The organism is Microvirga sp. 2MCAF35, assembly GCF_052115545.1.
Classification (GTDB): domain Bacteria; phylum Pseudomonadota; class Alphaproteobacteria; order Rhizobiales; family Beijerinckiaceae; genus Microvirga.
Window position 1 is genome coordinate 1 of record NZ_JBFRGW010000021.1, and the last position, 26995, is coordinate 26995.

General features: G+C 65.4%; 27 protein-coding genes and 1 pseudogene. 13 read left to right on the plus strand and 15 right to left on the minus strand.

Annotated elements, in window-relative coordinates:
- Positions 1–125 (plus strand): annotated as a pseudogene (locus AB4097_RS12295) (IS110 family transposase); the annotation flags it as partial.
- A 127-nt stretch (positions 126–252) separates the two neighbouring features.
- Here the strand turns inward: AB4097_RS12295 and AB4097_RS12300 are convergent.
- Positions 253–975: a fused DSP-PTPase phosphatase/NAD kinase-like protein gene (locus tag AB4097_RS12300; RefSeq protein ID WP_442039864.1), complete on the minus strand. Its 723-nt coding sequence runs from the start codon at positions 973–975 to the stop codon at positions 253–255.
- 311 nt (positions 976–1286) lie between these two features.
- Here AB4097_RS12300 and AB4097_RS12305 point away from each other — a divergent pair, with 311 nt between their 5' ends.
- The 8 genes from AB4097_RS12305 to AB4097_RS12340 all read left to right on the plus strand — a co-directional run bounded on the left by AB4097_RS12305 (position 1287) and on the right by AB4097_RS12340 (position 8554).
- On the plus strand, positions 1287–1568 hold the full coding sequence (locus AB4097_RS12305; RefSeq protein WP_009490841.1) for an acyl carrier protein: 282 nt from the start codon (positions 1287–1289) through the stop codon (positions 1566–1568).
- A gap of 129 nt (positions 1569–1697) precedes the next feature.
- Positions 1698–2159 (plus strand): 3-hydroxyacyl-ACP dehydratase FabZ family protein, encoded by a 462-nt coding sequence (locus AB4097_RS12310; RefSeq protein WP_442039866.1) that lies wholly within the window; start codon positions 1698–1700, stop codon positions 2157–2159.
- The gene (locus AB4097_RS12315) at positions 2159–3283 is read left to right on the plus strand and encodes a beta-ketoacyl-ACP synthase (protein WP_442039868.1); all 1125 of its coding nucleotides are present in this window, start codon (positions 2159–2161) and stop codon (positions 3281–3283) included. The genes AB4097_RS12310 and AB4097_RS12315 overlap by 1 nt, the downstream gene beginning before the upstream one ends.
- Before the next feature lie 10 nt (positions 3284–3293).
- Positions 3294–4574 (plus strand): beta-ketoacyl-ACP synthase, encoded by a 1281-nt coding sequence (locus AB4097_RS12320; RefSeq protein WP_442039870.1) that lies wholly within the window; start codon positions 3294–3296, stop codon positions 4572–4574.
- Positions 4575–4577: 3 nt separating this feature from the next.
- Entirely contained in the window at positions 4578–5324 is a 747-nt protein-coding gene (locus AB4097_RS12325) for an SDR family NAD(P)-dependent oxidoreductase (protein ID WP_442039872.1), read from the plus strand.
- A gap of 245 nt (positions 5325–5569) precedes the next feature.
- On the plus strand, positions 5570–6592 hold the full coding sequence (locus AB4097_RS12330) for a zinc-binding dehydrogenase (protein ID WP_442039874.1): 1023 nt from the start codon (positions 5570–5572) through the stop codon (positions 6590–6592).
- Positions 6593–6725: 133 nt separating this feature from the next.
- Entirely contained in the window at positions 6726–7685 is a 960-nt protein-coding gene (locus tag AB4097_RS12335) for a lipid A biosynthesis lauroyl acyltransferase (protein WP_442039876.1), read from the plus strand.
- Positions 7686–7816: 131 nt separating this feature from the next.
- A complete protein-coding gene (locus AB4097_RS12340) occupies positions 7817–8554 on the plus strand; it encodes a DUF1223 domain-containing protein (RefSeq protein WP_442039878.1) in 738 nt (245 codons plus the stop codon).
- Here the strand turns inward: AB4097_RS12340 and AB4097_RS12345 are convergent, their stop codons facing one another.
- The 3 genes from AB4097_RS12345 to AB4097_RS12355 form a co-directional block, all read right to left on the minus strand.
- Positions 8555–9166: a TPM domain-containing protein gene (locus AB4097_RS12345; protein WP_442039881.1), complete on the minus strand. Its 612-nt coding sequence runs from the start codon at positions 9164–9166 to the stop codon at positions 8555–8557.
- A complete protein-coding gene (locus AB4097_RS12350; RefSeq protein ID WP_442040014.1) occupies positions 9167–9925 on the minus strand; it encodes a TPM domain-containing protein in 759 nt (252 codons plus the stop codon).
- Between the two features lie 268 nt (positions 9926–10193).
- Entirely contained in the window at positions 10194–10799 is a 606-nt protein-coding gene (locus tag AB4097_RS12355; protein ID WP_442039883.1) for a LemA family protein, read from the minus strand.
- A gap of 146 nt (positions 10800–10945) precedes the next feature.
- Here AB4097_RS12355 and AB4097_RS12360 point away from each other — a divergent pair, with 146 nt between their 5' ends.
- The gene (locus AB4097_RS12360; protein WP_442039885.1) at positions 10946–11587 is read left to right on the plus strand and encodes a LysE family translocator; all 642 of its coding nucleotides are present in this window, start codon (positions 10946–10948) and stop codon (positions 11585–11587) included.
- A gap of 540 nt (positions 11588–12127) precedes the next feature.
- Here the strand turns inward: AB4097_RS12360 and AB4097_RS12365 are convergent.
- Positions 12128–12628, minus strand: a complete 501-nt coding sequence (locus tag AB4097_RS12365; RefSeq protein ID WP_442039887.1) for a hypothetical protein — start codon at positions 12626–12628, stop codon at positions 12128–12130.
- Positions 12629–12760: 132 nt separating this feature from the next.
- Between AB4097_RS12365 and AB4097_RS12370 the strand changes: the two genes are divergently transcribed.
- Complete coding sequence (locus AB4097_RS12370; protein WP_442039889.1) at positions 12761–13267, plus strand: hypothetical protein; 507 nt, start codon at positions 12761–12763, stop codon at positions 13265–13267.
- 142 nt (positions 13268–13409) lie between these two features.
- Here the strand turns inward: AB4097_RS12370 and rlmN are convergent, their stop codons facing one another.
- The 3 genes from rlmN to AB4097_RS12385 form a co-directional block, all read right to left on the minus strand.
- Positions 13410–14723, minus strand: coding sequence for a 23S rRNA (adenine(2503)-C(2))-methyltransferase RlmN (gene rlmN, locus AB4097_RS12375; protein ID WP_442039891.1), 1314 nt, complete (start codon positions 14721–14723; stop codon positions 13410–13412).
- Positions 14724–15000: 277 nt separating this feature from the next.
- Positions 15001–15696: an invasion associated locus B family protein gene (locus AB4097_RS12380; RefSeq protein WP_442039893.1), complete on the minus strand. Its 696-nt coding sequence runs from the start codon at positions 15694–15696 to the stop codon at positions 15001–15003.
- Positions 15697–15997: 301 nt separating this feature from the next.
- Complete coding sequence (locus AB4097_RS12385) at positions 15998–16345, minus strand: YkvA family protein (RefSeq protein ID WP_442040016.1); 348 nt, start codon at positions 16343–16345, stop codon at positions 15998–16000.
- A gap of 120 nt (positions 16346–16465) precedes the next feature.
- Between AB4097_RS12385 and AB4097_RS12390 the strand changes: the two genes are divergently transcribed.
- Positions 16466–17251, plus strand: a complete 786-nt coding sequence (locus AB4097_RS12390) for an SDR family NAD(P)-dependent oxidoreductase (RefSeq protein ID WP_442039895.1) — start codon at positions 16466–16468, stop codon at positions 17249–17251.
- Positions 17252–17253: 2 nt separating this feature from the next.
- On the opposite strand, the gene AB4097_RS12395 is transcribed toward AB4097_RS12390, so the two are convergent.
- From AB4097_RS12395 to AB4097_RS12425, 7 genes are all read right to left on the minus strand, one after another.
- Positions 17254–17661, minus strand: coding sequence for a GFA family protein (locus AB4097_RS12395; protein WP_442039897.1), 408 nt, complete (start codon positions 17659–17661; stop codon positions 17254–17256).
- A gap of 3 nt (positions 17662–17664) precedes the next feature.
- The gene (locus AB4097_RS12400; RefSeq protein WP_442039899.1) at positions 17665–17967 is read right to left on the minus strand and encodes a 4a-hydroxytetrahydrobiopterin dehydratase; all 303 of its coding nucleotides are present in this window, start codon (positions 17965–17967) and stop codon (positions 17665–17667) included.
- 66 nt (positions 17968–18033) lie between these two features.
- A complete protein-coding gene (locus AB4097_RS12405) occupies positions 18034–19050 on the minus strand; it encodes a YeiH family protein (RefSeq protein ID WP_442039901.1) in 1017 nt (338 codons plus the stop codon).
- 215 nt (positions 19051–19265) lie between these two features.
- On the minus strand, positions 19266–19856 hold the full coding sequence (locus AB4097_RS12410; protein WP_442039903.1) for a histidine phosphatase family protein: 591 nt from the start codon (positions 19854–19856) through the stop codon (positions 19266–19268).
- A 36-nt stretch (positions 19857–19892) separates the two neighbouring features.
- Positions 19893–20429 (minus strand): RNA 2',3'-cyclic phosphodiesterase, encoded by a 537-nt coding sequence (gene thpR, locus AB4097_RS12415; RefSeq protein ID WP_442039905.1) that lies wholly within the window; start codon positions 20427–20429, stop codon positions 19893–19895.
- Between the two features lie 149 nt (positions 20430–20578).
- Entirely contained in the window at positions 20579–25402 is a 4824-nt protein-coding gene (locus tag AB4097_RS12420) for an NAD-glutamate dehydrogenase (RefSeq protein WP_442039907.1), read from the minus strand.
- Positions 25403–25519: 117 nt separating this feature from the next.
- Entirely contained in the window at positions 25520–25861 is a 342-nt protein-coding gene (locus AB4097_RS12425; RefSeq protein WP_442039909.1) for a winged helix-turn-helix transcriptional regulator, read from the minus strand.
- A 95-nt stretch (positions 25862–25956) separates the two neighbouring features.
- On the opposite strand from AB4097_RS12425, the gene AB4097_RS12430 reads away from it, so the two are divergent.
- Entirely contained in the window at positions 25957–26973 is a 1017-nt protein-coding gene (locus AB4097_RS12430) for a zinc-binding alcohol dehydrogenase family protein (RefSeq protein ID WP_442039911.1), read from the plus strand.
- Positions 26974–26995: the final 22 nt, after the last annotated feature.

Consider the following 26995-nt stretch of genomic DNA (forward strand, 5'->3'; position numbering starts at 1 on the left):
CGTTCTATCAGCGCCTCAGAGCCGCCGGGAAGCCCTTCAAACTCGCCATCGTGGCCACCATGCGAAAGTTCATCACCATCCTCAACGCCATCACCCGGGACGACACGCTCTTCCGATACCCCTAAACGACAGTTGCTTGTCCCGGCCATGGCGCTTGTGTGAAGCGCGGCGCTCTTCCGATCGTCATCACCGGCACAAGGCCGGTGATGACGTGAGGAGTTCCGCGAACCGGGGTCCCGGCCTTTCGGTCGCCTATTCCCGCCGCATGATCCTGTCGACGAGGAGGCTCGACCAGAAGCTCGGGCGGAAATTTCGCTCCAGGGCTTCGGCATCGTACAGGGTTTCGATCCAGGTCAGGAACGGAATGCCCTTCGCCTCGCCTTCGCGGCGGTAGAGATCGAAGAACTCGTCGAGGATGCCCGTCTTCGAGAAGCGGAAATGGCCATATCGCACGGAGAGCTGGCGCTGGGCCTCGTCGATGGACCTGCCCTCGAAAACGATCAGATAAAGGGCGGCCACGAACCCCGCCCTGTCGGCGCCTGACTTGCAGTGCAGGACGGCCGGGTACTCGACCTTGTCGAAGAATTTCTTGGCGGACAGCAGGGTTTCCCTATCCGGCGCCCCACGGGAGCGGACGACGAATTCCTCCAGATGGATGCCGAGGCGCTCGCACGCCTCCTTCTGCAGCTGCCAGGAGCCGTGCTCGCGGCCGCCGCGCAGGTTGATGATGGTGCGCACGCCCTCGGCTTTGAGGGCGGCAATCTGATGCGGGGCAGGCTGAGCCGAGCGCCACAGGCGATCGGTCACCCGGTGCTTGTTGAGATAGAAGAGACGGAAAACCCCATGATCGGCGACGAGCATATGGGCCCAGGCGCGCAGGCGCCCGGACAATCCCTCGACTGGTCGGTCCCAGCGCGCGATGCGGGCCATGCGGCGGGCATAGCGGATTTCAGGCTTGAGGAACCGGTTGAACACGTCGATCCAAGCAATCTGTCGTCAATGTAAGATCATTCGGGTTGCGGCCGAAGGCGGCCCTTATCGACGATGAAGGCCGATTAATCAATCGCATGCCCCTTAAGTAGTTGCCGCAGGCGGAAAAGAACCCCTGGCCTTCAGCCGAGAGCTTAAGGAATGCAACCAATCGGTTGCCGGTCTGCGGCCGGTCGTGTAAGGGGTGCGTTTCGAAACAACCCTCCTTGACGAAAAGAGCGGCTGGACACCGGGCTAAGATGAGCTTGCCGGCGCTGGATCGTTGAGACCAACAAGCAGTTCAGGAGAGCGGCGTCATGTCGTCCACCTTCGAGACCGTCGCCGGCATCATTTCAGAGACCGCCGATATCCCGCGTGAGCAGATCACCCCCGAGAGCCATGCCATCGAGGATCTCGGCATCGACTCCCTCGCCTTCCTCGACATCGCCTTCGCCATCGACAAGGCCTTCGGGATCAAGCTGCCGCTGGAGCAGTGGACGCAGGAAGTGAACGAGGGCAAGGCTCCCGCCGAGGAATACTTCGTCCTGAAGAACCTCGTGGCCCGCATCGACGCCCTCGTGGCGGCCAAGCAGGCCTGATAGACAAAAACAGACCATCCCGGTGGGCCGGCCGGTCGAGGCCGGCTCGAAGAGGCGATCCATCAGCGCTCCGCCTCATGGATTCTCTTCCCATTGAACCTGCCGGGGGCAAGACGGTAAGAGACCCGGATGCGCCTTGAATATTTCGAAATGATCGACCGGGTGACGAGCCTCGACCGCGAGACCAAGCGGATCGAGGTGTCATCCACTGTCCCGCAGGAAAGCCCTGTCTTCGAAGGGCATTTTCCCGGCCATCCCCTCGTGCCAGGCGTTCTTCTGACGGAGACCATGGCCCAGGCCTCCGGCTATCTCGTGCTCGGCCTCATGGGCTTCACCCACATGCCGTTCCTCATGGCCGTTGACAAGGCGCGCTTTCGCACCTTCGTCGGACCGGGTACGGTGCTCACCGTCCAGGCCCAGCTGGAGCATGAGGGTTCGGGCTATGCCGTGACCAAGGCCAAGATCCTGGCCGAGGGCAAGCCGATCTGCGATGCGGAGCTGCGATTCAGGATCATGCCTTTCCCCGAAGGCATGGACGGCCAGATGCGCGCCCAGGCGCGCCGGATCGGCCTTCTGGAGGAGACGGTTTGATGCGGGATGTCGTCATTACGGGAATAGGCCTCGTATCCAGTGCCGGGGAGGGCCTTGAGGCGCATCTAGCGGCGCTCGCGGCCGGCGGCGCTCCAACCACGAATACGGCCACCTTCGAGCCCTTCCCGGTCCATCCGGTCGTGGCCCTCGAATGGGACCGGCAGATCCCGAAAAAATCCGACCAGCGGCAGATGGAAGCCTGGCAAAGGCTCGGCTGCTACGCGGCGGGCCTTGCCCTGGATGCGGCCGGCGCGAAGGACGACGCGGCCCTGAAGGGCCGGATGCAGCTCATCGTCTCCGCCGGCGGTGGCGAGCGGGATTATGCGGTCGACGGGCAGATCCTCACGGGGCTGCGGCAGGCTAAAGATCCGGGCGTCTTCCTCAACGAGCGCCTGATGGGCGACCTGCGCCCGACCCTGTTCCTGGCGCAGCTGTCCAATCTCCTGGCCGGCAACATTTCCATTGTCCACGGCGTGACGGGCGCCTCGCGCACCTTCATGGGCGAGGAATCGAGCGGTGTGGACGCGCTGCGCATCGCCCGCGAGCGGATTGCCTCGGGACAGGACGATATTTTCCTTGTCGGCGGCGCCTACAACGCCGAGCGGGCCGACGTGCTTCTGATCTACGAAATGGGCGGCTTCCTATGGAAGAAACCCTACGCGTCGGTCTGGGAGCGTCCCGCCGATGGCGGCGGCATGATCCTCGGCTCCGGGGCCTGCTTCTTGGTGCTCGAATCCCGCGAGCATGCCGAGAAGCGGGGCGCCAAGCCGCTCGCTGCCGTTGCAGGCATCGCGTCCGACCGCTCCCGCCGCAGGGCGGGAAGCGTCGAGGAAGCGCTCCATGCCCTGTCGAAGCAGCTCGGGGCGAAGCCCGACGTGGTGCTGTCCGGCGCCACCGGCATCAAGGGCATCACGGAAGAAGAGCAGGCGGCCTTGAAGGACATCGCGCCCGGTGCCTCGATTCATGCCACTGGCAATTTCGTCGGCCACACGATGGAAGCACAGGCGCCGACAGGCGTCGCGCTCGCCGCCGGGCTGATCGCCGAGGGAAAGGCCAGCGAGGCTCTCGTGACCTCCGTCGGCCATTGGCGCGGCGAAGGCGCCATCCGGCTCACCAAGGCTTGAGGAGAAGGCAATGGCACTCCGCGACAGACAGGGACGCCCCCTCGTCGCCGTCACCGGCATGGGCATGGTCACGTCCCTGGGCCAGGGCAAGGACGATACCTGGGCGGCTCTCACAGCCGGCAAATCCGGCATCCACCGCATCAACCGCTTTCCGACTGAAGGCCTGCGCACCACGATTGCGGGCACCATCGACAATGTCGACGTCGAGCCCTTCTGCGCGCCCATGCTGTCCGAGCGGCTCGCCATGCTGGCGGCCGAAGAGGCTGTCGGCCAGTCCGGTCTCGCCCGGGAGGATTTCCCGGGAGCGCTGTTCATCGCGGTACCCCCGGTCGAAATGGAGTGGCCGCAGCGCAAGGCCTTGGCCGAGGCGTCCGGTCAGGATGGCGACGTCACCTACAAGGATCTCCTGAAGGCTGCGGGTTCCGGCCGGTTCAAGGCCTGGCACGACCTGTTCATCTTCGGCACCGTGGCCGACCGGGTCGCCGACCGCTTCGGCACCAAGGGTTCGCCGATCTCGCTCTCGACCGCCTGCTCGTCCGGCGCCACGGCGATCCAGCTCGGCGTCGAGGCGATCCGCCGCGGCGAGACGGATGCGGCGCTCTGCATAGGCACCGACGGCTCCGTGAACCCGGAATCCCTCATCCGCTTCTCCCTGCTGTCCGCGCTCTCGACCCAGAACGAGAACCCGGAGGCGGCCTCGAAGCCATTCTCCAAGAACCGGGACGGTTTCGTCATGGGCGAGGGTGGGGCCGCCCTCGTGCTGGAAAACGCGGAAAGCGCGAAGGCGCGCGGCGCCAATATCCTGGGCTACGTGCTCGGCTGCGGCGAGAAGGGCGACGGTTTCCACCGCACCCGTTCCTCGCCCGACGGTATGCCGGCCATCACGGCCATCCGCCAGGCGCTGGAGGATGCAGGCCTCTCACCCGACGACATTGATTATATCAACGCTCACGGCACCTCGACGCCGGAGAACGACAAGATGGAGGCCATGAGCTGCACCGCCGTGTTCGGCGAGCGCATGGCGGGCGTTCCGATCTCCTCGAACAAGTCGATGATCGGCCACACGCTCACAGCCGCCGGTGCGGTCGAGGCGGTGATGTCGCTCCTGACGCTCGCCACGGGCCGCATTCCGCCGACCATCAACTACCAGGTGCCCGATCCGGCGATCCCGCTCGACGTGGTGCCGAACGTCGCCCGCGACGCGAAGGTGAACTACGTGCTGTCGAATTCCTTCGGGTTCGGCGGCCAGAACACCTGTCTCGTCTTCGGGGCCGAGCCGAAAGGGGCTTGAACCATGACCCGGGTACTGGTGACGGGCGGCGGCAAAGGCGTCGGTGCCGCGATCGTGCGGGCGCTGGCGGCAGCCGGCCACGATGTCGATTTCACCTACCGTTCCTCGGGCGAGGCCGCTAAGGCACTGGCCGACGAGCTGATGCAGACCCATTCCGGCCGGAGCATCAAGGCGCATGAGGTCGATCTCGCCGACAAGGCAGCCCTGGAGAACTTCTGCGAGACCATCGAGGGCGAGAGCTTCTTCGGCCTCGTGCACAATGCCGGCCAGCCCTACGACGCGCTCGCCGCCATGATGCAGCAGGACAAGGCCGAAGCCGCCATGCAGGTGAACTTCTGGTCGTTCACCCGCATCGCCAAGGCCCTCATGCGCGGCATGATCCGCGCCAAGGCCGGCCGCATCGTCGCCATCGGGTCGGTGGCGGCGCTCCAGGGCAATCCGGGCAACGCGGCTTATGCGGCCTCGAAGGGGGCGCTGATCTCCTATTGCCGCACCCTTTCCGTCGAGACCGCCAAGCGTGGCGTCACGGTCAACGTGATCGCGCCCGGCTTCATCGACACGGACATGATGGCACCCTACGCGGCCTATCGCGACAATATGGAAAAGCAGATCCCGGCCGGCCGCTTCGCCAAGCCGGAGGAAATCGCAGGCCTCGCCGCTTTCCTCATGTCCGAGCCCGCCGCTTACATCACCGGCACGGTGCTGCCGATCGACGGCGGCCTCACCTCGATGCTGGGCGTGAATCGGTAGCTCCTCCGTCATCACCGGCCTCGTGCCGGTGATCTCGATCGATTGAGGCACAGCGCTCTTCGGATCGGGATGGGCCCGCACAAGGCCAACTACGACGTGTGGGTGTGTGATCCCCGACGACCGAAGGGCCGTAAACGACACAAAACTTGTCATCCGCCCCTCAGCCCTTTAAGCCGCCGAAAAGAATTTCCCTGCGACCGCTGCACCTTGAGATGCAGGCAGTCGCACGACCAGGATTGGCTTTCATGCGCTCCCTTCAGCTCTTCGGCGACCGTGACCTTCGCATCACCGAGATGGAGCCGCCACAGCTGCCCGCTCCCGGCGAGGTGCAGGTGCGGGTGAAGGCGCTCGCCCTCAACTTCCTTGATGTCTGGGGCTTTCGCGGCATGGCCTTCGCCAAGCGCAAGATGCCGCAGGCCGTGGGTGTTGAAGCTTCCGGCGAGATCGCCGCAGTGGGCGAGGGCGTGACCCGGTTCAAGGCCGGCGATCCGGTGACCATGTACGGGGCCGAGACCTGCGGCCATTGCCCCGCCTGCCTTAAAGGTTGGGACAACCTGTGCGAGAACGTCGCCGGCATCATGGGCTTCCATATCGACGGGTTCGCCCGCGAACTGATCAACCGGCCCGAGCGGCTCGTGATCCCGGTGCCCAAGGGCGTGTCCTTCGAGCAGGCGGCCTGCGCGCCCATCGGCTTCGGCACCGTGCAGCACATGCTGTTCGACAATGCCAAGCTGGAGCCGGGCGAGTCGATCCTCGTCCATGCGGGCGGGTCGGGCATCGGCACGGCGGCGATCAAGATGGCCAAGGCCATCGGCTGCACGGTCTACACGACCGTTGGCGACGACGAGAAGGGCGAGAAGGCGAAGGCGCTCGGCGCCGATTACGTCATCAATTACCGCACCGAGCGCTTCGAGGGCGAGGTCCGTCGCCTCACCAAGCGCAAGGGCGTCGACGTGGTGTTCGAGCATGTGGGCGCCGAGACCTGGAACGGCTCGCTGCTGTGCCTCAAGCGCGGCGGCCGTCTCGTGACCTGCGGCTCCACCTCGGGCGTCTCCACCACCATGAACCTGATGCAGCTCTTCCAGCAGCAATACCGGATCTTCGGCTCCTTCGGCTGCCGGATCGAGAACATCGCGCAGTCGCTAAACAAGATGGCCGCAGGCATGACCCCGGTCATCGATGCCGTCTTTCCGCTCGACGAGTTCCAGCAGGGCCTGGAGCGGCTCGAGGGCCGCAAGGTCTTCGGCAAGGTGATCGTGACGTTCTGAGTGAGAGCACGGCTAAAGCAATTCGCCGCGATTGCAGATCTTGACGAAACCAGCTCCCCGCGAAAAGACGCGAGGCCTTTTCTTTTTCAAGCCCGGCTCCCCGCCGGCTCTTCGTACCAGGAACCGAAACGACGTGCACCAGCCCCACCGCTCCCGCAACCTCGTCTCGCGACTGATCGGAACGGTCATGGTCGCCGTCGTGCGCGGCGTCTTTGCCTTCTCGCGGCTGTTGGGCCCAGAGCGCTCGGGCGCGGTGGGGGCGGCGCTCACCCGCACCTTCGGTCCCCTGTTGCGGGCGCATAGGACGGCGCTCGCCAATATCCGCGCGGCCTACCCGGAGAAGTCCGAGGCCGAGGTGAAGGCCCTGGCGCTCTCGGCCTGGGACAATCTCGGCCGGACGGGTGGAGAGTATCCGCATCTCGGCCGCCTGTTCGATTTCGACCCGGACAGCACGGTGCCCGCCCGCACCGAGGTCGACGGCATCGATCACTTCCTCTCCTTGCGGGACGACGGCAAGCCCGGGATCATCTTTTCGGCCCACTTGGCCAACTGGGAGCTGCCCGCCATCTGCGCGGCGCGCTTTGGGCTCGACACCACGGCGGTGTTCCGCGCGCCCAACGACCCGGCCATCGCCCGGGTCCTGCACGAGATCCGCAGCGAGACCATGGGCAACCTGGAGGCGGCCCGCCAGGGCGCGGCCTTCGCCATGCAGGGCGCCTTGGAGAAGGGCGGCCATCTCGGCATGCTGATCGACCAGCATTTCACCCGGGGCGTGATCGTGAACTTCATGGGCCGTCCGGCCCTGGTCAACCCCATTCTCGGCAAGTTCGCCCGCCGCTTCGACTGCCCGGTCCATGGGGTGCGGGTCATTCGCCTGCCCGGCCACCGCTTCCGCCTGCAACTCACGCCGCCTCTCGATCTTCCCCGCGATCCCGACGGGCAGATCAACGTGCAGGGCGCGATGCAGGCCATGACGGCCGTGGTGGAGGAATGGGTGAGGGAATATCCCGAGCAATGGCTGTGGATGCACCGACGCTGGCGGGTTCCGGCTAGAGCATCGGACCCGAAAGTGGAATCCACTTTTGGGATCTAATCCGATGCTCCTTCTCTTGGCTAGCGCATCGTTCGTTGCGGAAAACCGGATCCACTTTTCCGCACGATGCGCCAGTGCTCAACGTAACGTGAGTTTCCCTTAAGGTCGATTTCGTGTTCGATAGCGGCACCATGGCGTCCCGTTTGACACTGACATTGGCAGCCCTCGGTCTGGCCGCACTCCTCCAGCCTGCTCTGGCGGATCCTCCACGCGCGGTCGTTGAGCTGTTCACGAGCCAGGGCTGCTCCTCCTGCCCGCCGGCGGACGAGCTCCTGGTCGAGTATTCCCGCCAGCCGGACATCATCGCCCTGTCCCTGCCTGTGAATTACTGGGATTATCTCGGCTGGAAGGACACGCTCGCGCATGTGGCCTTCACGGAGCGCCAGAAGGCCTATGCCCATTCCCGGAGCGACCGGCAGGTTTTCACGCCCCAGATGATCGTGAACGGCAAGAAATCCTGCATCGGCTCGGACCGGGGCCAGATCGAGAAGGCCATTCAGGCGACGTCCAAGGGCCGCAAGTCCCTGCCTGTGAACGTATCCGTCGATGAGCGGAACGGCCGGGTCACGATCACCGTCGAGGAGACCCCGGATACGGCGCAACGGTCAGCCGAGTTGTGGGTCCTGCCCGTCCTGAAGGCGCAGACGGTGCCGATCGAGCGCGGCGAGAACCGCGGCAAGACCATCACCTATGCCAATGTGGTGCGCGGCCTGAACCGCGTCGGCGAGTGGCTCGGCGGCTCGGCCCGGTACGAGGTGCCGGTCGAGACCGCGCGCAGCGGCGGAGACGCCTATGTGGTGCTGCTGCAGAGCACCGACACGACCCGTCCCGGCGTCATCCTGGGAGCCGCGAAGGGCCCAGGCCTGTAGTTACGTCAGAACGATCACCTTGTTCGGCAGCTCGTCCACGTCGTCGAGACGGGGAGGGGCGTGCTCCGCCAGGATCGTGCCGACGCGCCGGATGGCGTCGAGCAGCCCTTCCGTCATGCGCTCGTTCGCAGCCGCATCGGTCAGGTCGGCCACGATGTCGGCCCAGATCTCCGCGTCGACCCGATCCGAGATTCCCGTATCGGCCAGGATCTCGGCGTGATGCTCGGCGAGCGCCAGGTAGATCAGAACGCCGGTCTTCTCCCGGGTGCGGGTGAGCCCCCGGCGCAGGAACTCGTGCGAGGCGGCCTCGTGGCCTTGTGCCCGCTTGATGGAGCGCGGCACCAGGGCGTAGCGCAGCCTGGGCCAGGAGAGGAGGAGGCTCAACGCCAGCGCCACCGCGAGCTGGACCAGGAAGATCCGCGACGTGCTGATCGATGTCAGCCAGATCAGCGGCCAGGGAGCGACCAGGGCCGCGAGCATGGCCCAGAGGAGAGGGATCTCGCGGTAATGACCTGCCTGCTCGGCCAGCACGATGACGACTTCGCCGGAAGTATCGTCCTCCACGTCGCTGACCGCCTGGGCGAGACGCGCCTGATCGTCGGGTGAAATCATCTACCAGCTCCCCGAAGCGCCGCCGCCGCCCGACGATCCGCCTCCTCCCGAGAATCCGCCTCCGCCGGACCAGCCTCCACCGCCGCCGGACCACCCGCTTCCGCCCGACCACCCGCCGGGCGTGACGATCCAGGGGCCGCGGCGTCCCCGCCGGATGCCGCCGGCGCGGCCCGCGCCCATCACCCGCGAGATCACGAAGAACAGGATCAGCAGGATGACGAAGGCCATGAAGGGGTCGATGCTCGTGGTGTTGTCCTCGCGCACCTCGGCCCGCCGGTGCCATTCCTCCGCATCTCCGGTGAGGATCGACAGCACGGCATCCACGCCCGCATCGATGCCGCCGGCGAAATTGCCCTTCTGGAACTGGGGCGCGATGGCGGTCGTGATGATGACCTTGGAGAGCGCGTCCGTCAGGGCGCCTTCCAGGCCGTAGCCGACCTCGATGCGCACCTTCCGCTCCTGCGGCGCGACCAGAAGCAGGACGCCGTTGTTGTTCTTCTTCTGCCCGAGCTGCCAGTGCCGGAACAGGCGGTTGGCGTAGTCCTCGATCTCGTAGCCTTCGAGGGAGCGCACCGTTGCGACAACCACCTGGTCGCTGGTCTTGTCCTCATGGGCCTTCAGTTTCGCCTCGAGCGCCGACCGCTCCTCGGGCTTCAGGAGGTTGGCCGCATCGACCACACGGTCGGTAAGGGGCGGGAAGGTCTGGGCGAGAGCGGGAAAGGCAAGGGTGAGGATGAGGAACGTTGTAAGGGCGGCAATGAGAAGTGCCGCCCATTTGTCCTCCCTCTTGTGGGAAGGGGCAGTGCGACCAGGCGAGACCTCCCCGTCATGGCCGGGCCTATCCCGGCCATCCCGATAAAGAAGAGCGCCATGCTTCAGACGATCGGGATCACCGGCACAAGGCCGGTGATGACATGGTCGGCGAGTATTGCCGGAACTGCCCGAGCGCCATGTCCTGATTTTGCGACCCCCACCCTCAATCCCTCCCCGCAAGAGGGAGGGAAGAACGCGTGCATTTCTCATCCGCTTAGAACTTCACCTCGGGCGGTCGGTCTGAGCCGGCCGTGGCGGTGAACGTCTCCATGGGCTTGGCGTCGGGATAGACGATGGCGGCGATCCAGCGGCCCGGGATGGTGCGCAGCTCCGTATTGTAGGCCTGCACGGTCGAAATGTAATCGCGCCGCGCAACGGCGATGCGGTTCTCCGTACCTTCGAGCTGGGATTGCAGGGCCAGGAAGTTGGCGTTCGATTTCAGCTCCGGGTAGCGCTCGACGGTGGCGAGCAGGCGGCCAAGGGCGCCGGAGAGCTGATTCTGAGCCTCCTGGAACTGCCGGAACTTCTCCGGGTCCGTGACTGTGGAGGCGTCGACCTGGATTCGCGTGGCCTTTGCGCGCGCTTCCGTCACCTGGGTCAGGACCTCGCGCTCCTGCTGGGCGAAGCCTTTTACGGTCTCGACCAGGTTGGGGATCAGGTCGGCCCGGCGCTGGTACTGGTTCTGAACCTCGCTCCAGGCGGCCTTGGCCTGCTCCTGCAGGGTCGGGACATTGTTGATTCCGCAGGCGGACAGCCCGAACGCCAGAAGCATGCCGGTCAGGGCGATGCGGATCCGGGTGGGGAAAAGCAGAGCCTTCATGTCTGTCCTTCTCGCGATTCGGTTCCATGAACCTTTGCTGAGATCAACAGATGGAGCAGAGGCGGTCTTTCAACAAGCGGCTTTTGGGTGGCCGTGCACACGGGATTGCGGCATAATTCGGCCATTGCACCCTTTGGATTCGCTCCATGGCCTTCCTGCCCGACATTGGCACCCTGGTCACCTATACCCTCGCCGCGACCCTGCTTTTCATCACGCCCGGGCCGGACATGAGCCTTTTCCTGGCGAAAACCATGGCCGGCGGACGCAGGGCCGGCATGGCCTCGATGCTGGGCGCCATGACAGGATGCGGCGTGCATACGCTGCTGGCGGCGCTCGGCCTCTCGGCCCTGCTGGCGGCGTCCGTCACCGCCTTCACGGTGCTGAAGGTCGTCGGCGCCCTTTACCTGCTCTGGATGGCGTTCGATGCGGTGCGCAACGGCTCGGCCCTGCATGTGAAGGAGGAGGGCCGGGCGGAGGTCTCATTCTGGAAGACCTTCTTCATGGGCGTGGGGATCAATCTCACGAACCCGAAGGTCGTTCTGTTCTTCGTGACCTTCCTGCCGCAATTCGTCGATCCGGCCGATCCGCACGCGGCCGACAAGCTGCTGTTCCTGGGCCTTTACTTCATCGTGCTGACGGCCCCCATGGGCGCGCTCCTGATCCTGGGCGCCGACAAGGTGATCGCGCTCCTGCGCGGGCACCCGAAGCTGATGCGTGGAATCGATTATTCCTTCGCCGGCCTGTTCTCGGCCTTCGCCATCAAGATCCTGACGGCGTCGGCCCGGTAGCTCCGTGGCCTTCTGCTGTCGATGTCAAAGAGCCAGCACCTTGGGGCCCGCAGCTTGCGCTGCGAGCCTTTCAGGGATCGAGGGAGGCGCGATGGGCAGCCCGGCTCGCTTGAGTGAAAGATGGAAGAGCCGAACTGCTCCTCGCGCACGGTTCTTTTAGGCGTTTAGACTTGGACCAGCACAAGGCTGCCAAGGGCCTCCTGCCACCGGCTGCGTGACCGGCGGACAGGACCGTGCCGGATCCCACAACTTGCGACGCCTCGCGAGCGCGCCCCTCGTCGGATCAGGCTGTGCAATGATATAGCCAAGGTTGCAACCCCTGTCAAGAACAAAGTGAGAACATAACATTGCTCTCACCCGCCGCCCTCATCCTGAGGAGCAGCGCAGCTGCGTCTCGAAGGAGGTTCCAGAGTACGCTGGAGGCGCCCTCGTCCTTCGAGACGCTTCGCTCCTCAGGATGAGGGTGGAGATTTGGGGAGAGAAGGCGTGGATGGCCGGGACGGGCCCGCTATGGCGCGCCATACGCCGTTGCGCCTTCTCTCACTCCTTCGCGGCACGGGGGAGGGAAGGGGCTGCGTCGCGCCCTCCCGCGTCGCGTCCGGCGATGGCCCAATAAACGAAGCCAGCAACCGCGCCGGTAAGGCCGAGGACGAGGCTCACATGGAGTTCCGCCGGCGAGCCGACGCGCGCGGCGCCCCGCAGGATCCACGGCACGGCGGCTGTCAGGATGCCGGTGGCGAGCGCGTACCAGACAAGGCTGCGCATCCCCAGCACCTCGCTCACGATGGCGATCATGAGCGGCGGGAAGACGAGCAGCGTGAACACGATCCGGCCCACGGCCAGGAACGCGTCCGCCACGATGGGCCCGGGATCTTCCGCCGAAAACACCGCGTCCATCAGCGACCAGAACCCGACGAAGACCGTGTCCCCCGTCAGCATCGCCATGACCGGATCGACGATGCTGGCGATGAGGAAGAAGGTGCCGCTCGCGCCGATGGCGATGAGCAGCGCGAAGGGAATGAGGAGAAGCCAGCGAATCATGGGGAGGTTATAGGGCGGGTGCTCTCGGGTGTCTGCCAGAGACACCGGCCATCATGCACGTGCTGTTCTCCAGACCAAAATGCACTACTTGAGGAACCCGGGCGGCGGGCACGCATGGAGGAGATGGACGCCATGGCGACGTCGAAGCTGGACGAGCGGCGGCTCATGACTGACGAGGAATATACCCTCGTCGAGCAGACCCGTTATCCCGTGCTGGGCAAGCTGGAGGATGCGGCGCTCAAGGACTTGACCCAGCGTCTTCGGGAACGGCGCGACCGGGCGCGGGACATCGCCCATCGCCAGCGCCGCGATGTCCGCGGCAAGGGCCGACAGGCCACGACCTTCGAGAAGCAGGACGCCGGCAACCGCCGGAAGGCGCGTGTCCTGGCCGAGGCGCTGACCCGGATCAACAGCGAGCGCACGCACCGGAAGGCGGAGGAGTTCCGCGCCAATGCCCGCCGTGCCTTGGCCCTGCGGCAAGGGACCGAGGAGCCGGCGCGGCCCGATTCCGGCAGGACGTCCCGGAAGGGCATGCCCAAAAAGGCGAGCACCCGTCGCGAGCGGATCGTCAATCCGATGGATGTGGGCCGCGTCTCGCAGGCCGGTAAGCGTGCTCAGGTGGTGCGAGACAACGCTTAGAGTACCAAGCGAGCTTCCGATATACTTCCTGTCATCACCGGCCTTGTGCCGGTGATCCCGATTGATTGAGGCGCAGCACCTCACCGTATCGGGATGGCCGGGACAGGCCCGGCCATGACGTGAGAGGGAGTAGTCTCGGAGCCTACTCCCCGTTCCCCACCGCATAGACGCCTTCCGCCCCGATGCCCTGTTCGGCCATCATGCGGGCGCGGGCGCGCAGCTTCTCGGTCTCGGACTTGAGCTGGCCGCAGGCGGCGAGGATGTCGCGGCCGCGCGGCGTGCGGACCGGCGAGGCGTAGCCGGCGCGGTAGACGATCTCGGAGAAGCGCTCGATCCGCTCCCAGTCCGAGCACTCGTATTTCGAGCCGGGCCAGGGATTGAACGGGATCAGGTTGATCTTCGCCGGAATGCCTTTCAGCAGGCGCACGAGCTCGCGGGCATCCGCGTCCGAATCGTTCACGCCTTTGAGCATCACGTATTCGAACGTGATGCGGCGCGCATTCGACAGGCCCGGATAGGCCCGACAGGCGTCGAGCAGCTGCTTGATGTCGTATTTGCGGTTGATCGGCACCAGCTCGTCGCGCAGCTCGTCCCGCACCGCATGGAGCGAGATGGCGAGCATGGTGTTCGCTTCGCTTCCTAAGCGCTCCATCTGCGGCACGACGCCGGAGGTGGAAACCGTGATGCGCCGGCGCGACAGGGTCAGGCCTTCGCCGTCCGACATGACGTCGATGGCGGCGATCACGTCGCCGATGTTGTAGAGCGGCTCGCCCATGCCCATGAACACGATATTGGACACGAAGCGTCCGCCATCGGTCGGAACGAAGGCGCCCTCCGGCGGCGTGGCATCCGGCCAGTCGCCGATGGAATCGCGGGCCACGATCAGCTGCGCCACGATCTCGGCCGAGGTCAGGTTGCGCACGAGGCGCTGGGTGCCCGTGTGGCAGAAGGAGCAGGTCAGCGTGCAGCCGACCTGGCTCGACACGCAGAGCGTGCCGCGGTCGACCTCCGGAATATACACGCACTCGATCTCGGCGCCCTTATCGAGGGGACCGGTCGAGGGCATGCGAATCAGCCACTTGCGGGTGCCGTCCTTCGAGACCTGCTCCGAGACGACCTGAGGGCGAGCGAGCGTATAGGCTGCACTGAGCTTGGCGCGCAGCTCCTTGCCCACATTGGTCATCTCGGCGAAGTCTTTGGCGCCCCGGAAATAGATCCAGTGCCAGAGCTGGGCGACGCGCATCTTGAGCTCGCGCTCGGGCACGCCGATGGCGCTGAGCGAATCCTTGAGCTGGTCGCGGGTGAGGCCGACCAGCGAAGCGCCGCCGGGGGCGGCTCCCGCCGCCACGTTCAGCTCCGCGGTCTTTTCGATGAACCCGGCCGCGCGCGCGGCATCGCTCACAGCCACGGGGGCCGCATTGGGGTTGCGCTTGGCGATGTCGAGCACCGTCGCCATGGGAAATCTCGTGCCTCGTTGTTGGGAATTGGCGTGCCTTATAACACAATTGCGCCGAAACCGTGAGCCTTCAAAAGCAAAATTCCGGGCGCTCAGCGCATTGTGCGGACCCAGAGGGCCGCGTCAGTGAAAAGCGGTCACGATTTTCCGCCAGAACAATGCGCTCTTCAAAAAGCAGGGCATCGAATTGATCCCAAAAGTGGAATCCACTTTTGGGTCCGATGCTCTAGCCCGGAACATGCTCATTAAGGTGCCGATTTTCAACCGGACGCAGGCGTTAAGAAGCGCATTCCTTGCGGGCGTGCTCCAGGGCCTTGCCGAAGCCGTTCAGGGAATAGCGGTCGGTCAGGCTCGAGCCGCGGGCCGATTGCATCTTCACGGTCACGGTTCCGCTCCGCGCCATGGTGGCGATGGCCTGGCCTTCCTCGGCAGGGTTCTTGAGCCAGGCATTCGTGGCCTTGGTGATCAGGGCATAGGAGGCGTTGCCCACGGCGGCTTCCGCCGGCCCGTTCTCCTTCGCCGCGAAGCCGAGCACCAGGGCGACCTCGTTCTTCACGTTCTCCGCCGGGCGGAAGGACACGAAAAGATAGGCCGGGTCCCGGTTCACGTTCTTCGGCAGCCGGTCCTTGGGCTGGCTGAGCGCATAGCAGATCTTGGAGCGGCCGGTCTGGGCCGTATAGACGCCCCAGTCGCCGTAGGATGTGAGGAGCGAGGCGCCGCCCGGGCCCGTCGCGGCCTGCGTTGCCTTTGCAGCACCCGCACCCGCGGCTGCTCCGGCGGCCGCTGCAGCGGCCGGCTTCGCCGGACTGGTCTTGGCAGCGGGGGCAGGCTTGGCGGCCGGCTTCGCCGGAACCGGTCGTGTCGATTGCTGTCCACGCTGGGGCTGAGCCAGAGCTGCAGGCCCGGTTCCGATGACGAACAAGGCGGAAAGGATGCCCGCGGCGATGCCGCGCTGGAAAGATGCAGTAATCATGGGGCGGACCATACAGGCGGATGGTTAAGAACTTTTCACCATCTCCGTTAAGGCTGCGCCAAGGGATTGGCGATGCGTCGAAACGTGGCGGCTGGCAAGAATGGCACGTCCGCCTGAACCACAGCCCAATAAAAAGGGGCCGCCGAAGCGACCCCGGAGTATGCTTGCAAAGCTTGTTCGTCTTTAAAAAGTCGGAGGAAACGAAATGACTTGTACGCAACAAGATCTTTATAATGTAATCATAATAACATTGCAATAAGTCAATATTCTTTCTTTGGAATATGATCCTATATGCAGTAAGCTAAGCTTGTTCCGGCGTCCCCTTTAGGGCTTCGCGAGCCTTTTCCCGGTGCTCTTCCGTAATGGAACCAGCCACTTGGGTGATCGCGGCCGCCAGAACAGCTGCGTCATCGGCAAAGCCCAGCAGCGGCAGGAAGTCGGAAATCGCGTCTGCGGGGAAGACGAAATAGGCAATCGCCCCGAAGAGAATCAGCTTCACTCGGCGCGGGGTCGACGGGTCGGTGGCGCAGAAGAAGGCCGCCACGAGGTCCTCGGCGAAGGGGATCTTGCCGGCAACCCGCTTCAGCTTGGCCCAGAACCGCCGCTTCAGGCCTTCCTCGTCCCGGGTCCCCTGGCGTATGGCCTCCATCTCGGCCTTGGTGAAAGGCTTCATGAAGGGTGCGCTCATATTGTGTGCTCCTTACGATCCTGTGCGTTCCCGTTGCGTCAAGGATAGCTTAAGACGTCTCCAGATTCAGGGAGAAAAGCCATGAAGCTCGACAAATTGATGGCGGCCATCGTCACCGGAGGCGCGTCCGGCCTCGGCGAGGCGACCGCGCGCATGCTGGCCGCCAACGGCGTGAAGGTCGCCATCCTCGATATGAACGTGGAGCGCGGCGAGGAGGTTGCCCGCGAGATCGGCGCCGTCTTCTGCAAGGTGGACGTGACGGACGAGGCCTCCATCGATTCAGGCCTTGCCGCGGCCCGTGCCGCCAACGGCGTCGAGCGCATTCTCGTCAATTGCGCGGGCATTGCGCCCGGGCGGCGCACGGTCACGAAGAAGCGCGAGACCGGCGAGCTGATCCCCCACGACGTGGCGAGTTTCCGCCGCGCGGTCGAGATCAACCTGATCGGCACCTATGCGATGATCGCCAAATGCGCCACGGCCATGGCCAGGCTCGATCCGGCCACGCCCGACGGCGGGCGTGGCGTCATCGTCAACACCTCGTCGGTGGCCGCCCAGGACGGCCAGATCGGTCAGGCGGCCTATGCGGCCTCGAAGGGCGGTGTGCTCGGGCTGACGCTTCCCGTCGCCCGCGACCTGTCCGGCTTCGCCATCCGCGTGATGACGATCATGCCAGGCCTGTTCCACACGCCGCTCTTCGAGGGCATCGCGGAGGATTACCGCAAGGCGCTCGAGGCCAATGTCCCATTCCCCTCCCGCCTCGGGCGGCCGGAGGAATACGCCACGCTGGTGAAAGCCATCATCGAGAACGATATGCTCAACGGCGAAGGCATCCGCCTCGACGGTGCTCTGCGCATGCAGCCGAAATGACCTTATGAGGTTCTCTCGCCCCGGTTCTCCTGATAGCTGATCAGATCCGGGGTACCGAGCCAGTGCTCCCGGCGCTTGGCCCAGGACTCGTAGGTCGGCGTGAAGAGGTTCGGTTCGTCGAAGGCCCCGAGCCGGATTTCGATTTCGCTGTCGCAATCCCGGTCGAAGACCTGCGAGCCGCAGACGGGACAGAAGCAGTCCTCGACGGCCGGCGTCGCGGACCAGCCTCGGAACTCGCCCGAGATCGTGACCTGATCGGCCGCGAAGATCACGAAGGCGCTGAAGGGTGCGCCGCTGATCTTGCGGCAGGTCATGCAATGGCAGAGCCCCACGCGCTTCGGCTCGCCTCGCGTCGTGAAGGTCAGCTGCCCGCAGGCACAGCCTCCCTGGCGGATGCGCGTCCCGGTCATGGCCTATCCCTTCACCAGTCCTGCGGCCATCTTGTCCATGCGCTGCGCCAGTTCGACGTCTCGGCGCGTCAGGCCCTTGGCGTCATGGGTGGCGAGCGTCACCTCGACCCTGTTGTAGGTGTTCGACCATTCAGGATGGTGGTTCATGGCCTCGGCCACGAGCGCCACGCGGGTCATCCAGCCGAAGGCCGCGTTGAAATCGTCGAAGACGAAACGCTTGGTGATCGCGTCCCGCCCCTCCACAAGCGCCCATCCGTCGAGGGCGGGCAGGAGTTCGGAACGTTCTGATTCGGTCAGGCGAGGCATCGGCACGCTTCATCGTGAGGACAGGGTCGCCTTAGTGATGAAGCACAGGGGCGAGGTTTCAAGCCCCTATGCGATGCCGAGCAGCCGGATCAGCCCCAGGCTGATCGCGAGCAGCACCAGGAGCGAGAGCGTGACCGCGAGCGTCACCCGTGCGCCGACGGTCCGGAGCACCTTGAGATCCACGCCGAGGCCCAAAGCCGCCATGGAGATGACGGTGAGCAGCGTTGCCGTCGGCACGATGGCGCGCAGGATTGCATCGGGAACGAGGCCGATGGAGCGCATGAGAGCGAGGCCTAAGAAACCGACGATGAACCAGGGCACGAGCCGGCTCCAGGCCAGGCTCGGTTTGGCCTCCTGGGTGGCGCGTCCCGCGATGAGGGATAGGGCGATCACCACCGGCCCCAGCATCAGCACGCGCACGAGCTTCACCAGGGTCCCGACCTGCGCGCTGACGAGGCCAACCGGCACGGTCGCGGCCAGCACCTGCGGCACCGCATAGACCGTAAGGCCCGCCAGCACGCCGTATTGAGTCGCAGACAGGCCGAGCACGGGCACCAGCAGGGGCAGGGTGAGCACGACGATCACGCCGAGAACGGCCGTAAATGCGATGGAGGAGGCCACATCCTCCGGCTTCGCGCCGATGACCGGCGCGACCGCTGCAATCGCCGAGTTGCCACAGATGGAATTGCCGCAGGCGACCAGGATCGCCATGCGCCTGGGCAGCCCGAGCCAGCGCCCGAGCCCATAGCTCGCCCCGATGGCGAGCGTCACCACGACGGCGATGCCGAGGATGAGCCCGAGACCGGCATCGAGCACCGCCTGGAAGCTGATCGAGGCACCGAGCAGCATCACGGCGAATTCGAGCAGGGTCTTGGCGGAAAACCCGATACCGGGGGCCCAGCGCCTGTCCGGCGTCCAGAGGGTTCTCACGACGGTGCCGATGAGGATCGCGATGACCAGGGCCTCGAGCCACGGCCGCCCGGTCCAATGCTCCTCGACCCCTTGCAGGCCCATGGCCGCAAACGCGATGGCCGCGCACAGTACGATGCCGGGCGCCAGTTGCGCGATGCGGGGGCGGATCATGAGGTCGCTTCAGTCCTGGGTTTCGCCCAGGGGCTAGTCCCAAGACCGGCAGGATGCAAGCGTGAAACGCGCTCTGTCATCACCGGCCTTGTGCCGGTGATCCCGATCAATTGAAACACGGCGCTTCTCCGTATCGGGATGGCCGGGACTGATCCCCGGATCAAGTCCGGGGACGGCCATGACCGCGAGGATCACTCAGGGCTTGGGGACCTTTCTCAATCGCCTAATCCGTCCTCGATGGCCCGCCAATCCTGGGTGAGCGTGAATTTATCGCGGTCGATGACGATGAAGCAGCCGCCGCCCGGATGTTGCGGGCGGCTTTCCTTGCCGATCTCGACTTTCTGCAGATGTGCCGTGAGCAGGCATCCGACTGCCCCGTGGGACACGACGACGATGTCGTCGGAGGTCTCGTCCTCGCGCAGGATCCGACGAACGGCGTTCACGATGCGGGTCTGCGCATCGACGGCACGCTCCCAGCCGCGGATGCTCTCGTGCGGACGGTCGAAGAACTCGCGCACCACGTCCCAGAATTCCGGAGGCGCGATGTAGCCGGTGGCGGAACGGTCGTTTTCCCCCAGGTCCTCATCCGTGCCGTAGGACAGGCCGAGGGTTTCCGCCACGATGGCGGCGCCGTCCATGGCCTTGCGCTCGGTGCTGGAATAGACGGCGGACACGTCCCGGTCCGCGAGCAGCGCAGCGAAACGCTCCATGCGGGCGCGGCCAGTGGCGTTCAGCGGCCATTCGGGAACGGGCTGGGCGGGGTCGATGACCACCTCGGGGTGGGTGATGAAGATGAGCGATGCCATGGGCGAGACGTAATGGAATCCGCCGCTACCGTCGAGCTAGCTTAAGGGGTAGGCCGCCTCGACGATATAGGGCCCGCCGCCGACGGACGTCCTGGAGGAGTACAGGACGAAGCGGTCGACCGTGAAGGTGAGCTTCGGAAAATGGCCCCGGGTGGCGATGTAATCCGCCACATCGACCGGCGAGACGTTGCGAAGCCGCGCCAGGGTCACGTGGGGGGTGAACCTGCGCGTTTCCGGCGCCAGGCCGGCCTGGCGCACAAGGCGCTCCTGCTCGGCCTGCAGCTCGTTCAGCTCGCTGTTGCCGGCAACACGGCCGAAGACCGCCCGCGGCTTCCCGCCCCCGAAGGTGTCGAGCCCGTCGATGGTGATGAGGAGCGGAGCGCGCTGGCGCCTCTCGCCCAGGATCGACGTGACGTCGTCCGCCATGCGCTCGTCGATGTCGCCGATGAAGCGCAGGGTCAGGTGATAATTCTCGGGATCGACCCAGCGCGCGCCGGGCAGGCCGCCGCGAAAGCCCGAAAGAGCCAGGCCGATCTCGCCCGGAATCTCGATGCCGGTGAACAGACGGGGCATGCGGCACCTCCCGGGCTGCTGGTGTGCTTGAGACGAATGGTGCGAGGGGTTTGTTCCGCGCGGAACAAACCCCTACCGTCATCACCGGCCTTGTGCCGGTGATCTCGATTGCATGAAGCGCCGAGCCTTTCAGGATCGGGATCGACGCCTCAGCTCATCCGCGCGAGATCGCCCAGGAGACTGGCCGCGACGGTGATCTTGGACAGAGTCAGGCCCGACGAGACGATGCCGTCGACCGCGCTGCGGATACGGGCGACGTCGGCGCCGCGCTTGTCGCTCCATGCCTGCACGGCCTCGGCACCGGACGCATCCTGGGACGCCACCTCCGCCGTCAGGCCGCGATGGGCATAGGCGATGCTGTCGACGGCACGGTCGAGGGCCAGGCGGTCGAAATAATCGCTGACGGTGATCTCCTGCGCGGCCCCGATGAGCGCTCCGAGCCGGAACGACGCTTCGAGGGCGAAATGGGTGCAGGCGATGTCGCTGACGGGCTTGCCCGTCTTCTGTGCCGTCTGCACGATGTCGGGCGCGGCCACGAGATCGGGCAGCGCCGCGATGCGCCGCGCCAGGTCCTCCGGCACGCCCTGCTCCGCCAGCTCCTTGGCGCGCGCCTCCCAGACGGCCTTGGCTTCCGGCGACAAGGTCTCCTGAAGGCTGCGTTCCACCTCGGCGATCCCGGCCCGGTAGGTGCCGATGATCTGGTCCAGGGAGTGGTTGACGAAGTCCACGTTGCGGATGAACCAGACGATCCGGTTCATCAGAAGATCCTGCAGCTCGCCGTAAAGGTGCAGCTGCATCTTGCCGGGCACGATTCCGTCGAGCGCGTCGATGGCGACGTTCATCTCGGTGAGGCCGAAGGAATCGCGGGTGGCCGCGTAGGCCGCCGCGATGGTCGGCGCGTCCGCGCCGGTCTGGTCCACGAGGCGGGCCACCATGGTCGGTCCGCCGCGGTTGATGATCGCGTTGGCGAGCTGCGTCGCGATGATCTCGCGGCGCAGGCGGTGAGTCGCGACCGCATCCGGGAAGCGCTCGCGCATCTCAGCCGGGAAGTAGCGGTCGAGCTCCTTGCCGAGATACGGATCGTCCGGCACCGTGCTCTCGAGCAGCTCGTCGTGCAGCGCCAGCTTGGCGTAGGCGAGCAGCACCGCGAGCTCCGGACGGGTGAGCGCCTCGCCGCGGCGGGCGCGCTCCGTCAGGTTGTTGTCGTCGGGCAGATACTCGACCGTCCGGTTGAGGCGCCCTTGAGCCTCCAGCATGTGCATGAGCCGGCGCGCGAAGCCGAGGTCCGCGGCGCCGCGCTGCTCCGAGAGCGAGATCGCCAGGGTCTGGAGATAGTTGTTGCGCAGCACGAGAGCCGCGACGTCCTCGGTCATGTCGGCGAGGAGTTCGTTGCGCTGCTCCTCCGTGAGGCGCCCGTCGCGCTCCGGCGTGGTGAGCGCGATCTTGATGTTCACCTCCACGTCGGAGGTGTTGACGCCCGCCGAGTTGTCGATGGCGTCCGTGTTGAGGCGGACGCCGCTCTGCGCCGCCTCGATGCGCCCGCGCTGCGTGGCGCCGAGATTGGCGCCTTCGCCGATCACCTTGGCGCGCACCTCCGGTCCGGTGATGCGGATCGCGTCGTTGGCGCGGTCGCCCACCTGCTCGTCCGTTTCGGTGGAGGAGCGGATATAAGTGCCGATGCCGCCGAACCAGAGCAGGTCGACCCGGGCTTTGAGGATCGCGTTCATCACCTCGGCGGGCGTCGCCTGCGGCTTGTCGATATCGAGAAGCACCCGCATCTCGTTGGAGAGCGGGATCGATTTCGCATTGCGCGGGAACACGCCGCCGCCGTGGGAGATCAGCGCCTTGTCGTAATCCTGCCAGCTCGACCGGGGCAGATTGAACAGACGCTCGCGCTCCAGGTAGGAGGCTTCCGGATCCGGCTTCGGATCGATGAAGATGTCGCGGTGGTCGAAGGCCGCCACGAGCTTGAGCGCCCGAGATAGCAGCATGCCGTTGCCGAACACGTCGCCGGACATGTCGCCGACACCCGCCACCGTCACCGGCGTCGCCTGAATGTCGATATCCATCTCGCGGAAGTGGCGCTTCACCGCTTCCCAGGCACCACGGGCCGTGATGCCCATCTTCTTGTGGTCGTAGCCCTGGCTGCCGCCGGACGCGAAGGCGTCGCCGAGCCAATGGCCCTTCTCGATGGAAAGCGCATTGGCGATGTCGGAGAAGGTGGCCGTGCCCTTGTCGGCCGCGACCACGAGATAGGGATCGTCGCCGTCATGGCGCACCGTGTCCGGCGGGGGAACGATGCTGTCGCCGACGATGTTGTCGGTGAGCTGCAGAAGCGTTCGCACGAAGATGCGGTAGCTCTCGGTGCCTTCCGCCAGCCAGGCCTGTCGGTCGCTCGCGGGCGGCAGATGCTTGGGCACGAAGCCGCCCTTGGCGCCTACCGGCACGATGACGGCATTCTTGACCTGCTGCGCCTTGACGAGGCCCAGCACCTCGGTGCGGAAATCCTGCGGGCGGTCGGACCAGCGCAGGCCGCCGCGCGCCACCTTGCCGAAGCGCAGATGCACGCCTTCGACGCGCGGCGAATAGACGAAGATCTCGTAGAGAGGCTTCGGCAGGGCGAGGCCTTCCACGCGGGCGCATTCGAACTTGAACGCGATGGTCTGGCGCGGCAGGCCGTTCTCTTCCAGCTGGAAGAAATTGGTGCGGATCGCGGCCTCGATCAGGTTGACGAAGCGGCGCAGGATCCGGTCGTCGTCGAGGCTCGTGACCTGTTTCAGCTGCTCCTCGATGCGCTCGCGGATGGCGGCCTCGGCGGCCGCGCGTCCCTCACCTTTTCGTGGATCGAAGCGCGCGTAGAACAACTTGACGAGATCGGCCGTGATCTTGCCGTGACGGGCCAGCGTCTCGGCGATGTAGTCCTGCGCATATGTGACCTGGATCTGACGCAGGTAACGGCCGAAGGCCCGCACCATGGCGACGTCGCGCCAGCCGAGACCGGCTTCGAGGACGAGGCGGTTATATCCGTCCGATTCCGCCAGTCCCCGGAAGAGCGCGAGCAGCGCCGCTTCGACGAGAGCCTGGATTTCATCGATCTCGATCGTGCCGCCGGAGGCGCGCTCCAGGGTCATGTCATGGAGCCACACCCGGTGCGCGTCTGAGAATTCGACCCGGTAGGTTCGCTCGTTGACGACGCGGAAGCCGAGATTTTCCAGGAGCGGCACGCGCTCCGACAGGGGCAGCGACATGTTGAGCGAGAACAGCTTCAGGTTCACGCGGGTTTCGTCGTCGGCTTCGCGGCGGTAGAGGTCGACGGCGCGGGGCCGCGCTTCCGAGAGCTGCTCCAGGAGCGCGATGTCGGCAATGGCCTGCTCGGCCCCGAAGGCCTCGCGGTAGGCCGCGCTGAAGGCTTCGCCGTAGCGGGACGCCAAAGCCCGCGCGCGGGCGCCGCCGACGCTGGCGTCGAGCGCATCGCGCAGCGCGTCGCTCCAGGTGCGCACGATGGCGGAAATGCCCTTCTCCAGGACCTCGCGCGGCACGTCCGGGGTCTCGCCCTCATCACGACCGATGATGTAATGGGTGCGGGCGAGCGGGCCTTCCGGGTAATCCGGATAGGAGGCGGAGACGCGGCCCCCATAGATGCTGGCCAGAAACTGGCCGATGCGCTGGCGCGCCTGGGTGTCGTAGCGGTCCTTGGGCACGAAGACGAGCACCGATACGAAGCGGTCGAACTCGTCCACGCGGGCGAGCGCCCTGACCCGCGGGCGCTCCGACAGGTTCATGATCTCGATGGCGAAGCGGTAGAGCGTGTCCTCGTCGATCTGGAACAGCTCGTCGCGCGGATAGCTTTCGAGCACGTTGAGAAGCGCGCGGCCTGCATAGCTCGCAGGATCGAACCCTGCGCGCGCGACGACTTTCGCCACCTTGAGACGCAGGTACGGCACCTCGCCCGTGGTGTTGGTGTAGGCGCTCGACGTGAACAGGCCGACGATGCGCAGCTCGCCCCGCAGATGTCCGCTGTCGTCGAACAGCTTGATGCCGACATAGTCGAGATGCGCCCGGCGATGGACGCGCGACTTCACGTTCGCCTTGGTGATGATGAGCGCCTGCGGGCGTGCCAGAAAGGCACGGATTTCCGGCGTCATCGCAACCAGTTCGCGGCCGCGACGCAGCACGCGCACGGACGGATCGCGCAGGAGGCCCAGGCCCGAGCCTTCGACCGGATTGGCCGCCGTATCGCCGGACGGCAGGCGGTATTCGCGAAGACCCAAGAACGTGAAGTTGTCACGCGCGATCCAGTCGAGGAACGCAATGGCTTCCTTCACCTCATCCTCCGGCAGCGGTGGAGGATTGAGGCGGTAATTGTGGACGATCTCGGCGATGCGGGAGCGCATGCCCGGCCAGTCGTGGACTGCGACGGAAACGTCCCGGTGAACGAGGCGCATGGCCTCGATCAGGCGCGTGCGGGTCTCAGGATCATCCAGGCGCGGCAGGTGGATATGAATGAAGCTCTCGCGCTTCACGCCGAGCCGCAGGGCGGCCGTGGCCTCGCCGACAAGGCGCACGAGAGCGCCGTCCGCATCCCGCTCGACCGCCAGGATCGGGTGGGCGACGAGCAGCGGCTCGTAGCCCTCGTCCACGACCTCGGCGAGGGTCGAATCGAGCAGGAACGGCATGTTGTCGTTGACGATTTCCAGCACCGTCACGTCCTGACGCCGGCCCTCGCGCTCGATCTCGAAATCGAAGAGACGGATATCCGCCCCGTCGGCGGTGCGGGAGGCCTTGAGGTGCTCGAAGGCTTCCGCAGCGAGATCCGCCAGGGTCTTCGGCGAATAGGACGCCAGATCCTCGGATGGGACGCGTCCGTAAAGGTCGCGCACGAAGGTGGGCGGAATGGCCTTATGGCCTTTTTCCAGCACGGCGACGGCTTCCGCCGTCAACTCGCTTCCGCTGGTGGGGGTGTCCAGCTTCATGCGCGCATCCTCTTACATATCTGGTTGCGGGAGCGTTGCCACAGTGCGGCAGGTTGCGCAACACATGCATAAGGTTCTGAGCAAAGTAGGGTAAAGTTGTTGCATCGCACAGCCACTTTACGCTGCTTTTGCCTCCTCGGACGACAGATTCGCGTCGCCCCATTCCTTCATGGCCATCAGCACCGGCTCCAGGGATCGGCCGCGCCCGGAAAGCGTATATTCGACTCGGGGCGGCACTTGGGCATAGACGGTCCGCACGATCAGGCCGTCGGCCTCCAGCTCGCGCAATTGGTGGGTGAGCATCCGCTGCGTAATGGACGGGATGAGCCGGCGCAGTTCGTTGAAACGCAAGGTCCCGCGCAGGAGCTTGTAGAGCACGATGATCTTCCACTTGCCGTCGATCAGGCTCATCGTCCGTTCGACGGAGCAGCCCTGCATTCTCTGCGCCTTCTGCGGCATCACGGTACCCTTTTCGTCACTATGGGCTGTTTTTGTGCGTTCTTGCGATACCTAAGACTATGCTCAACTATGTCTCCGTCAACAGGAGACATGCCATGCGCGCCGTCGGTTACCAGCAATCCCTTCCGGTCGATCAGGACGCCTCCCTCATCGACGTCGATCTGCCCCGCCCCGAGCCCGGCCCGCGCGACCTGCTCGTCGAGATCAAGGCGGTGTCCCTCAATCCAGTCGACACGAAGGTTCGCATGCGGGCGCAAGCAGAGCCGGGCGGCTGGAAGGTCCTGGGCTTCGATGCGGCCGGGATCGTCCGCGGGACAGGACGGGACGTGTCCCTGTTCAAGGAAGGCGACGAGGTGTTCTACGCCGGCGCCATCACACGACAAGGGACCAATGCGGAGTTCCATGTGGTGGACGAACGGCTGGTCGGCGCGAAGCCGAAATCCATCGGCTTCGAGGAGGCCGCAGCTCTTCCGCTGACCACGCTGACCGCATGGGAAACGCTGTTCGACCGGCTCGAGGTCAAGCGCCCCGTAAAGGGCGCAGCGAACGCCATCCTGATCGTGGGGGGCGCTGGCGGTGTCGGCTCCATCGCGACCCAGCTCGCGCGCAAGCTCACCGATTTGTCCATCATCGCCACCGCGTCGCGGCCCGACACGCAGGCGTGGGTCAAGGAACTCGGCGCCCATCATGTGATCGATCACGGCAAGCCGCTTGCCGCGCAGGTCGAAGCCTTGGGCATCGGCGCTCCCGCCTTCGTCTTCTCGATCACCCATACGGAGAACCACTTCGCCGAAATCGCGAAAGCCATTGCGCCGCAAGGTCGATTCGCTCTCATCGACGATCCGAAGACGCCTCTCGACATCAGCCTCCTGAAGGGAAAGAGCGTGTCGATCCATTGGGAATCCATGTTCACCCGCTCGACCTTCCAGACCGCCGACATGGAGCGGCAGCACGAGATCCTGAATGAAGCATCGCGTCTAGTGGATGCGGGCACGATCAGGACGACATTGGCCGAGGTCATCGGGCCGATCAACGCCGCCAATCTCAGGCGCGCGCACGCTCTCATCGAGAGCAACCGTACGCGGGGCAAGCTCGTTCTGTCGGGATTTTGATGCTTTTCGCTTCTCACACGTC

Excerpts from the sequence above, each read along its gene's own strand:
- AB4097_RS12305 (WP_009490841.1), top strand. The coding sequence starts at position 1,287 with ATGTCGTCCACCTTCGAGACCGTCGCCGGCATCATTTCAGAGACCGCC.
- AB4097_RS12310 (WP_442039866.1), top strand. The coding sequence starts at position 1,698 with ATGCGCCTTGAATATTTCGAAATGATCGACCGGGTGACGAGCCTCGAC.
- AB4097_RS12315 (WP_442039868.1), top strand. The coding sequence starts at position 2,159 with ATGCGGGATGTCGTCATTACGGGAATAGGCCTCGTATCCAGTGCCGGG.
- AB4097_RS12320 (WP_442039870.1), top strand. The coding sequence starts at position 3,294 with ATGGCACTCCGCGACAGACAGGGACGCCCCCTCGTCGCCGTCACCGGC.
- AB4097_RS12325 (WP_442039872.1), top strand. The coding sequence starts at position 4,578 with ATGACCCGGGTACTGGTGACGGGCGGCGGCAAAGGCGTCGGTGCCGCG.
- AB4097_RS12330 (WP_442039874.1), top strand. The coding sequence starts at position 5,570 with ATGCGCTCCCTTCAGCTCTTCGGCGACCGTGACCTTCGCATCACCGAG.
- AB4097_RS12340 (WP_442039878.1), top strand. The coding sequence starts at position 7,817 with ATGGCGTCCCGTTTGACACTGACATTGGCAGCCCTCGGTCTGGCCGCA.
- AB4097_RS12345 (WP_442039881.1), bottom strand. The coding sequence starts at position 9,166 with ATGATTTCACCCGACGATCAGGCGCGTCTCGCCCAGGCGGTCAGCGAC.
- AB4097_RS12355 (WP_442039883.1), bottom strand. The coding sequence starts at position 10,799 with ATGAAGGCTCTGCTTTTCCCCACCCGGATCCGCATCGCCCTGACCGGC.
- AB4097_RS12360 (WP_442039885.1), top strand. The coding sequence starts at position 10,946 with ATGGCCTTCCTGCCCGACATTGGCACCCTGGTCACCTATACCCTCGCC.
- AB4097_RS12365 (WP_442039887.1), bottom strand. The coding sequence starts at position 12,628 with ATGATTCGCTGGCTTCTCCTCATTCCCTTCGCGCTGCTCATCGCCATC.
- AB4097_RS12370 (WP_442039889.1), top strand. The coding sequence starts at position 12,761 with ATGGCGACGTCGAAGCTGGACGAGCGGCGGCTCATGACTGACGAGGAA.
- rlmN (WP_442039891.1), bottom strand. The coding sequence starts at position 14,723 with ATGGCGACGGTGCTCGACATCGCCAAGCGCAACCCCAATGCGGCCCCC.
- AB4097_RS12380 (WP_442039893.1), bottom strand. The coding sequence starts at position 15,696 with ATGATTACTGCATCTTTCCAGCGCGGCATCGCCGCGGGCATCCTTTCC.
- AB4097_RS12385 (WP_442040016.1), bottom strand. The coding sequence starts at position 16,345 with ATGGAGGCCATACGCCAGGGGACCCGGGACGAGGAAGGCCTGAAGCGG.
- AB4097_RS12390 (WP_442039895.1), top strand. The coding sequence starts at position 16,466 with ATGAAGCTCGACAAATTGATGGCGGCCATCGTCACCGGAGGCGCGTCC.
- AB4097_RS12395 (WP_442039897.1), bottom strand. The coding sequence starts at position 17,661 with ATGACCGGGACGCGCATCCGCCAGGGAGGCTGTGCCTGCGGGCAGCTG.
- AB4097_RS12400 (WP_442039899.1), bottom strand. The coding sequence starts at position 17,967 with ATGCCTCGCCTGACCGAATCAGAACGTTCCGAACTCCTGCCCGCCCTC.
- AB4097_RS12405 (WP_442039901.1), bottom strand. The coding sequence starts at position 19,050 with ATGATCCGCCCCCGCATCGCGCAACTGGCGCCCGGCATCGTACTGTGC.
- AB4097_RS12410 (WP_442039903.1), bottom strand. The coding sequence starts at position 19,856 with ATGGCATCGCTCATCTTCATCACCCACCCCGAGGTGGTCATCGACCCC.
- thpR (WP_442039905.1), bottom strand. The coding sequence starts at position 20,429 with ATGCCCCGTCTGTTCACCGGCATCGAGATTCCGGGCGAGATCGGCCTG.
- AB4097_RS12420 (WP_442039907.1), bottom strand. The coding sequence starts at position 25,402 with ATGAAGCTGGACACCCCCACCAGCGGAAGCGAGTTGACGGCGGAAGCC.
- AB4097_RS12425 (WP_442039909.1), bottom strand. The coding sequence starts at position 25,861 with ATGCCGCAGAAGGCGCAGAGAATGCAGGGCTGCTCCGTCGAACGGACG.
- AB4097_RS12430 (WP_442039911.1), top strand. The coding sequence starts at position 25,957 with ATGCGCGCCGTCGGTTACCAGCAATCCCTTCCGGTCGATCAGGACGCC.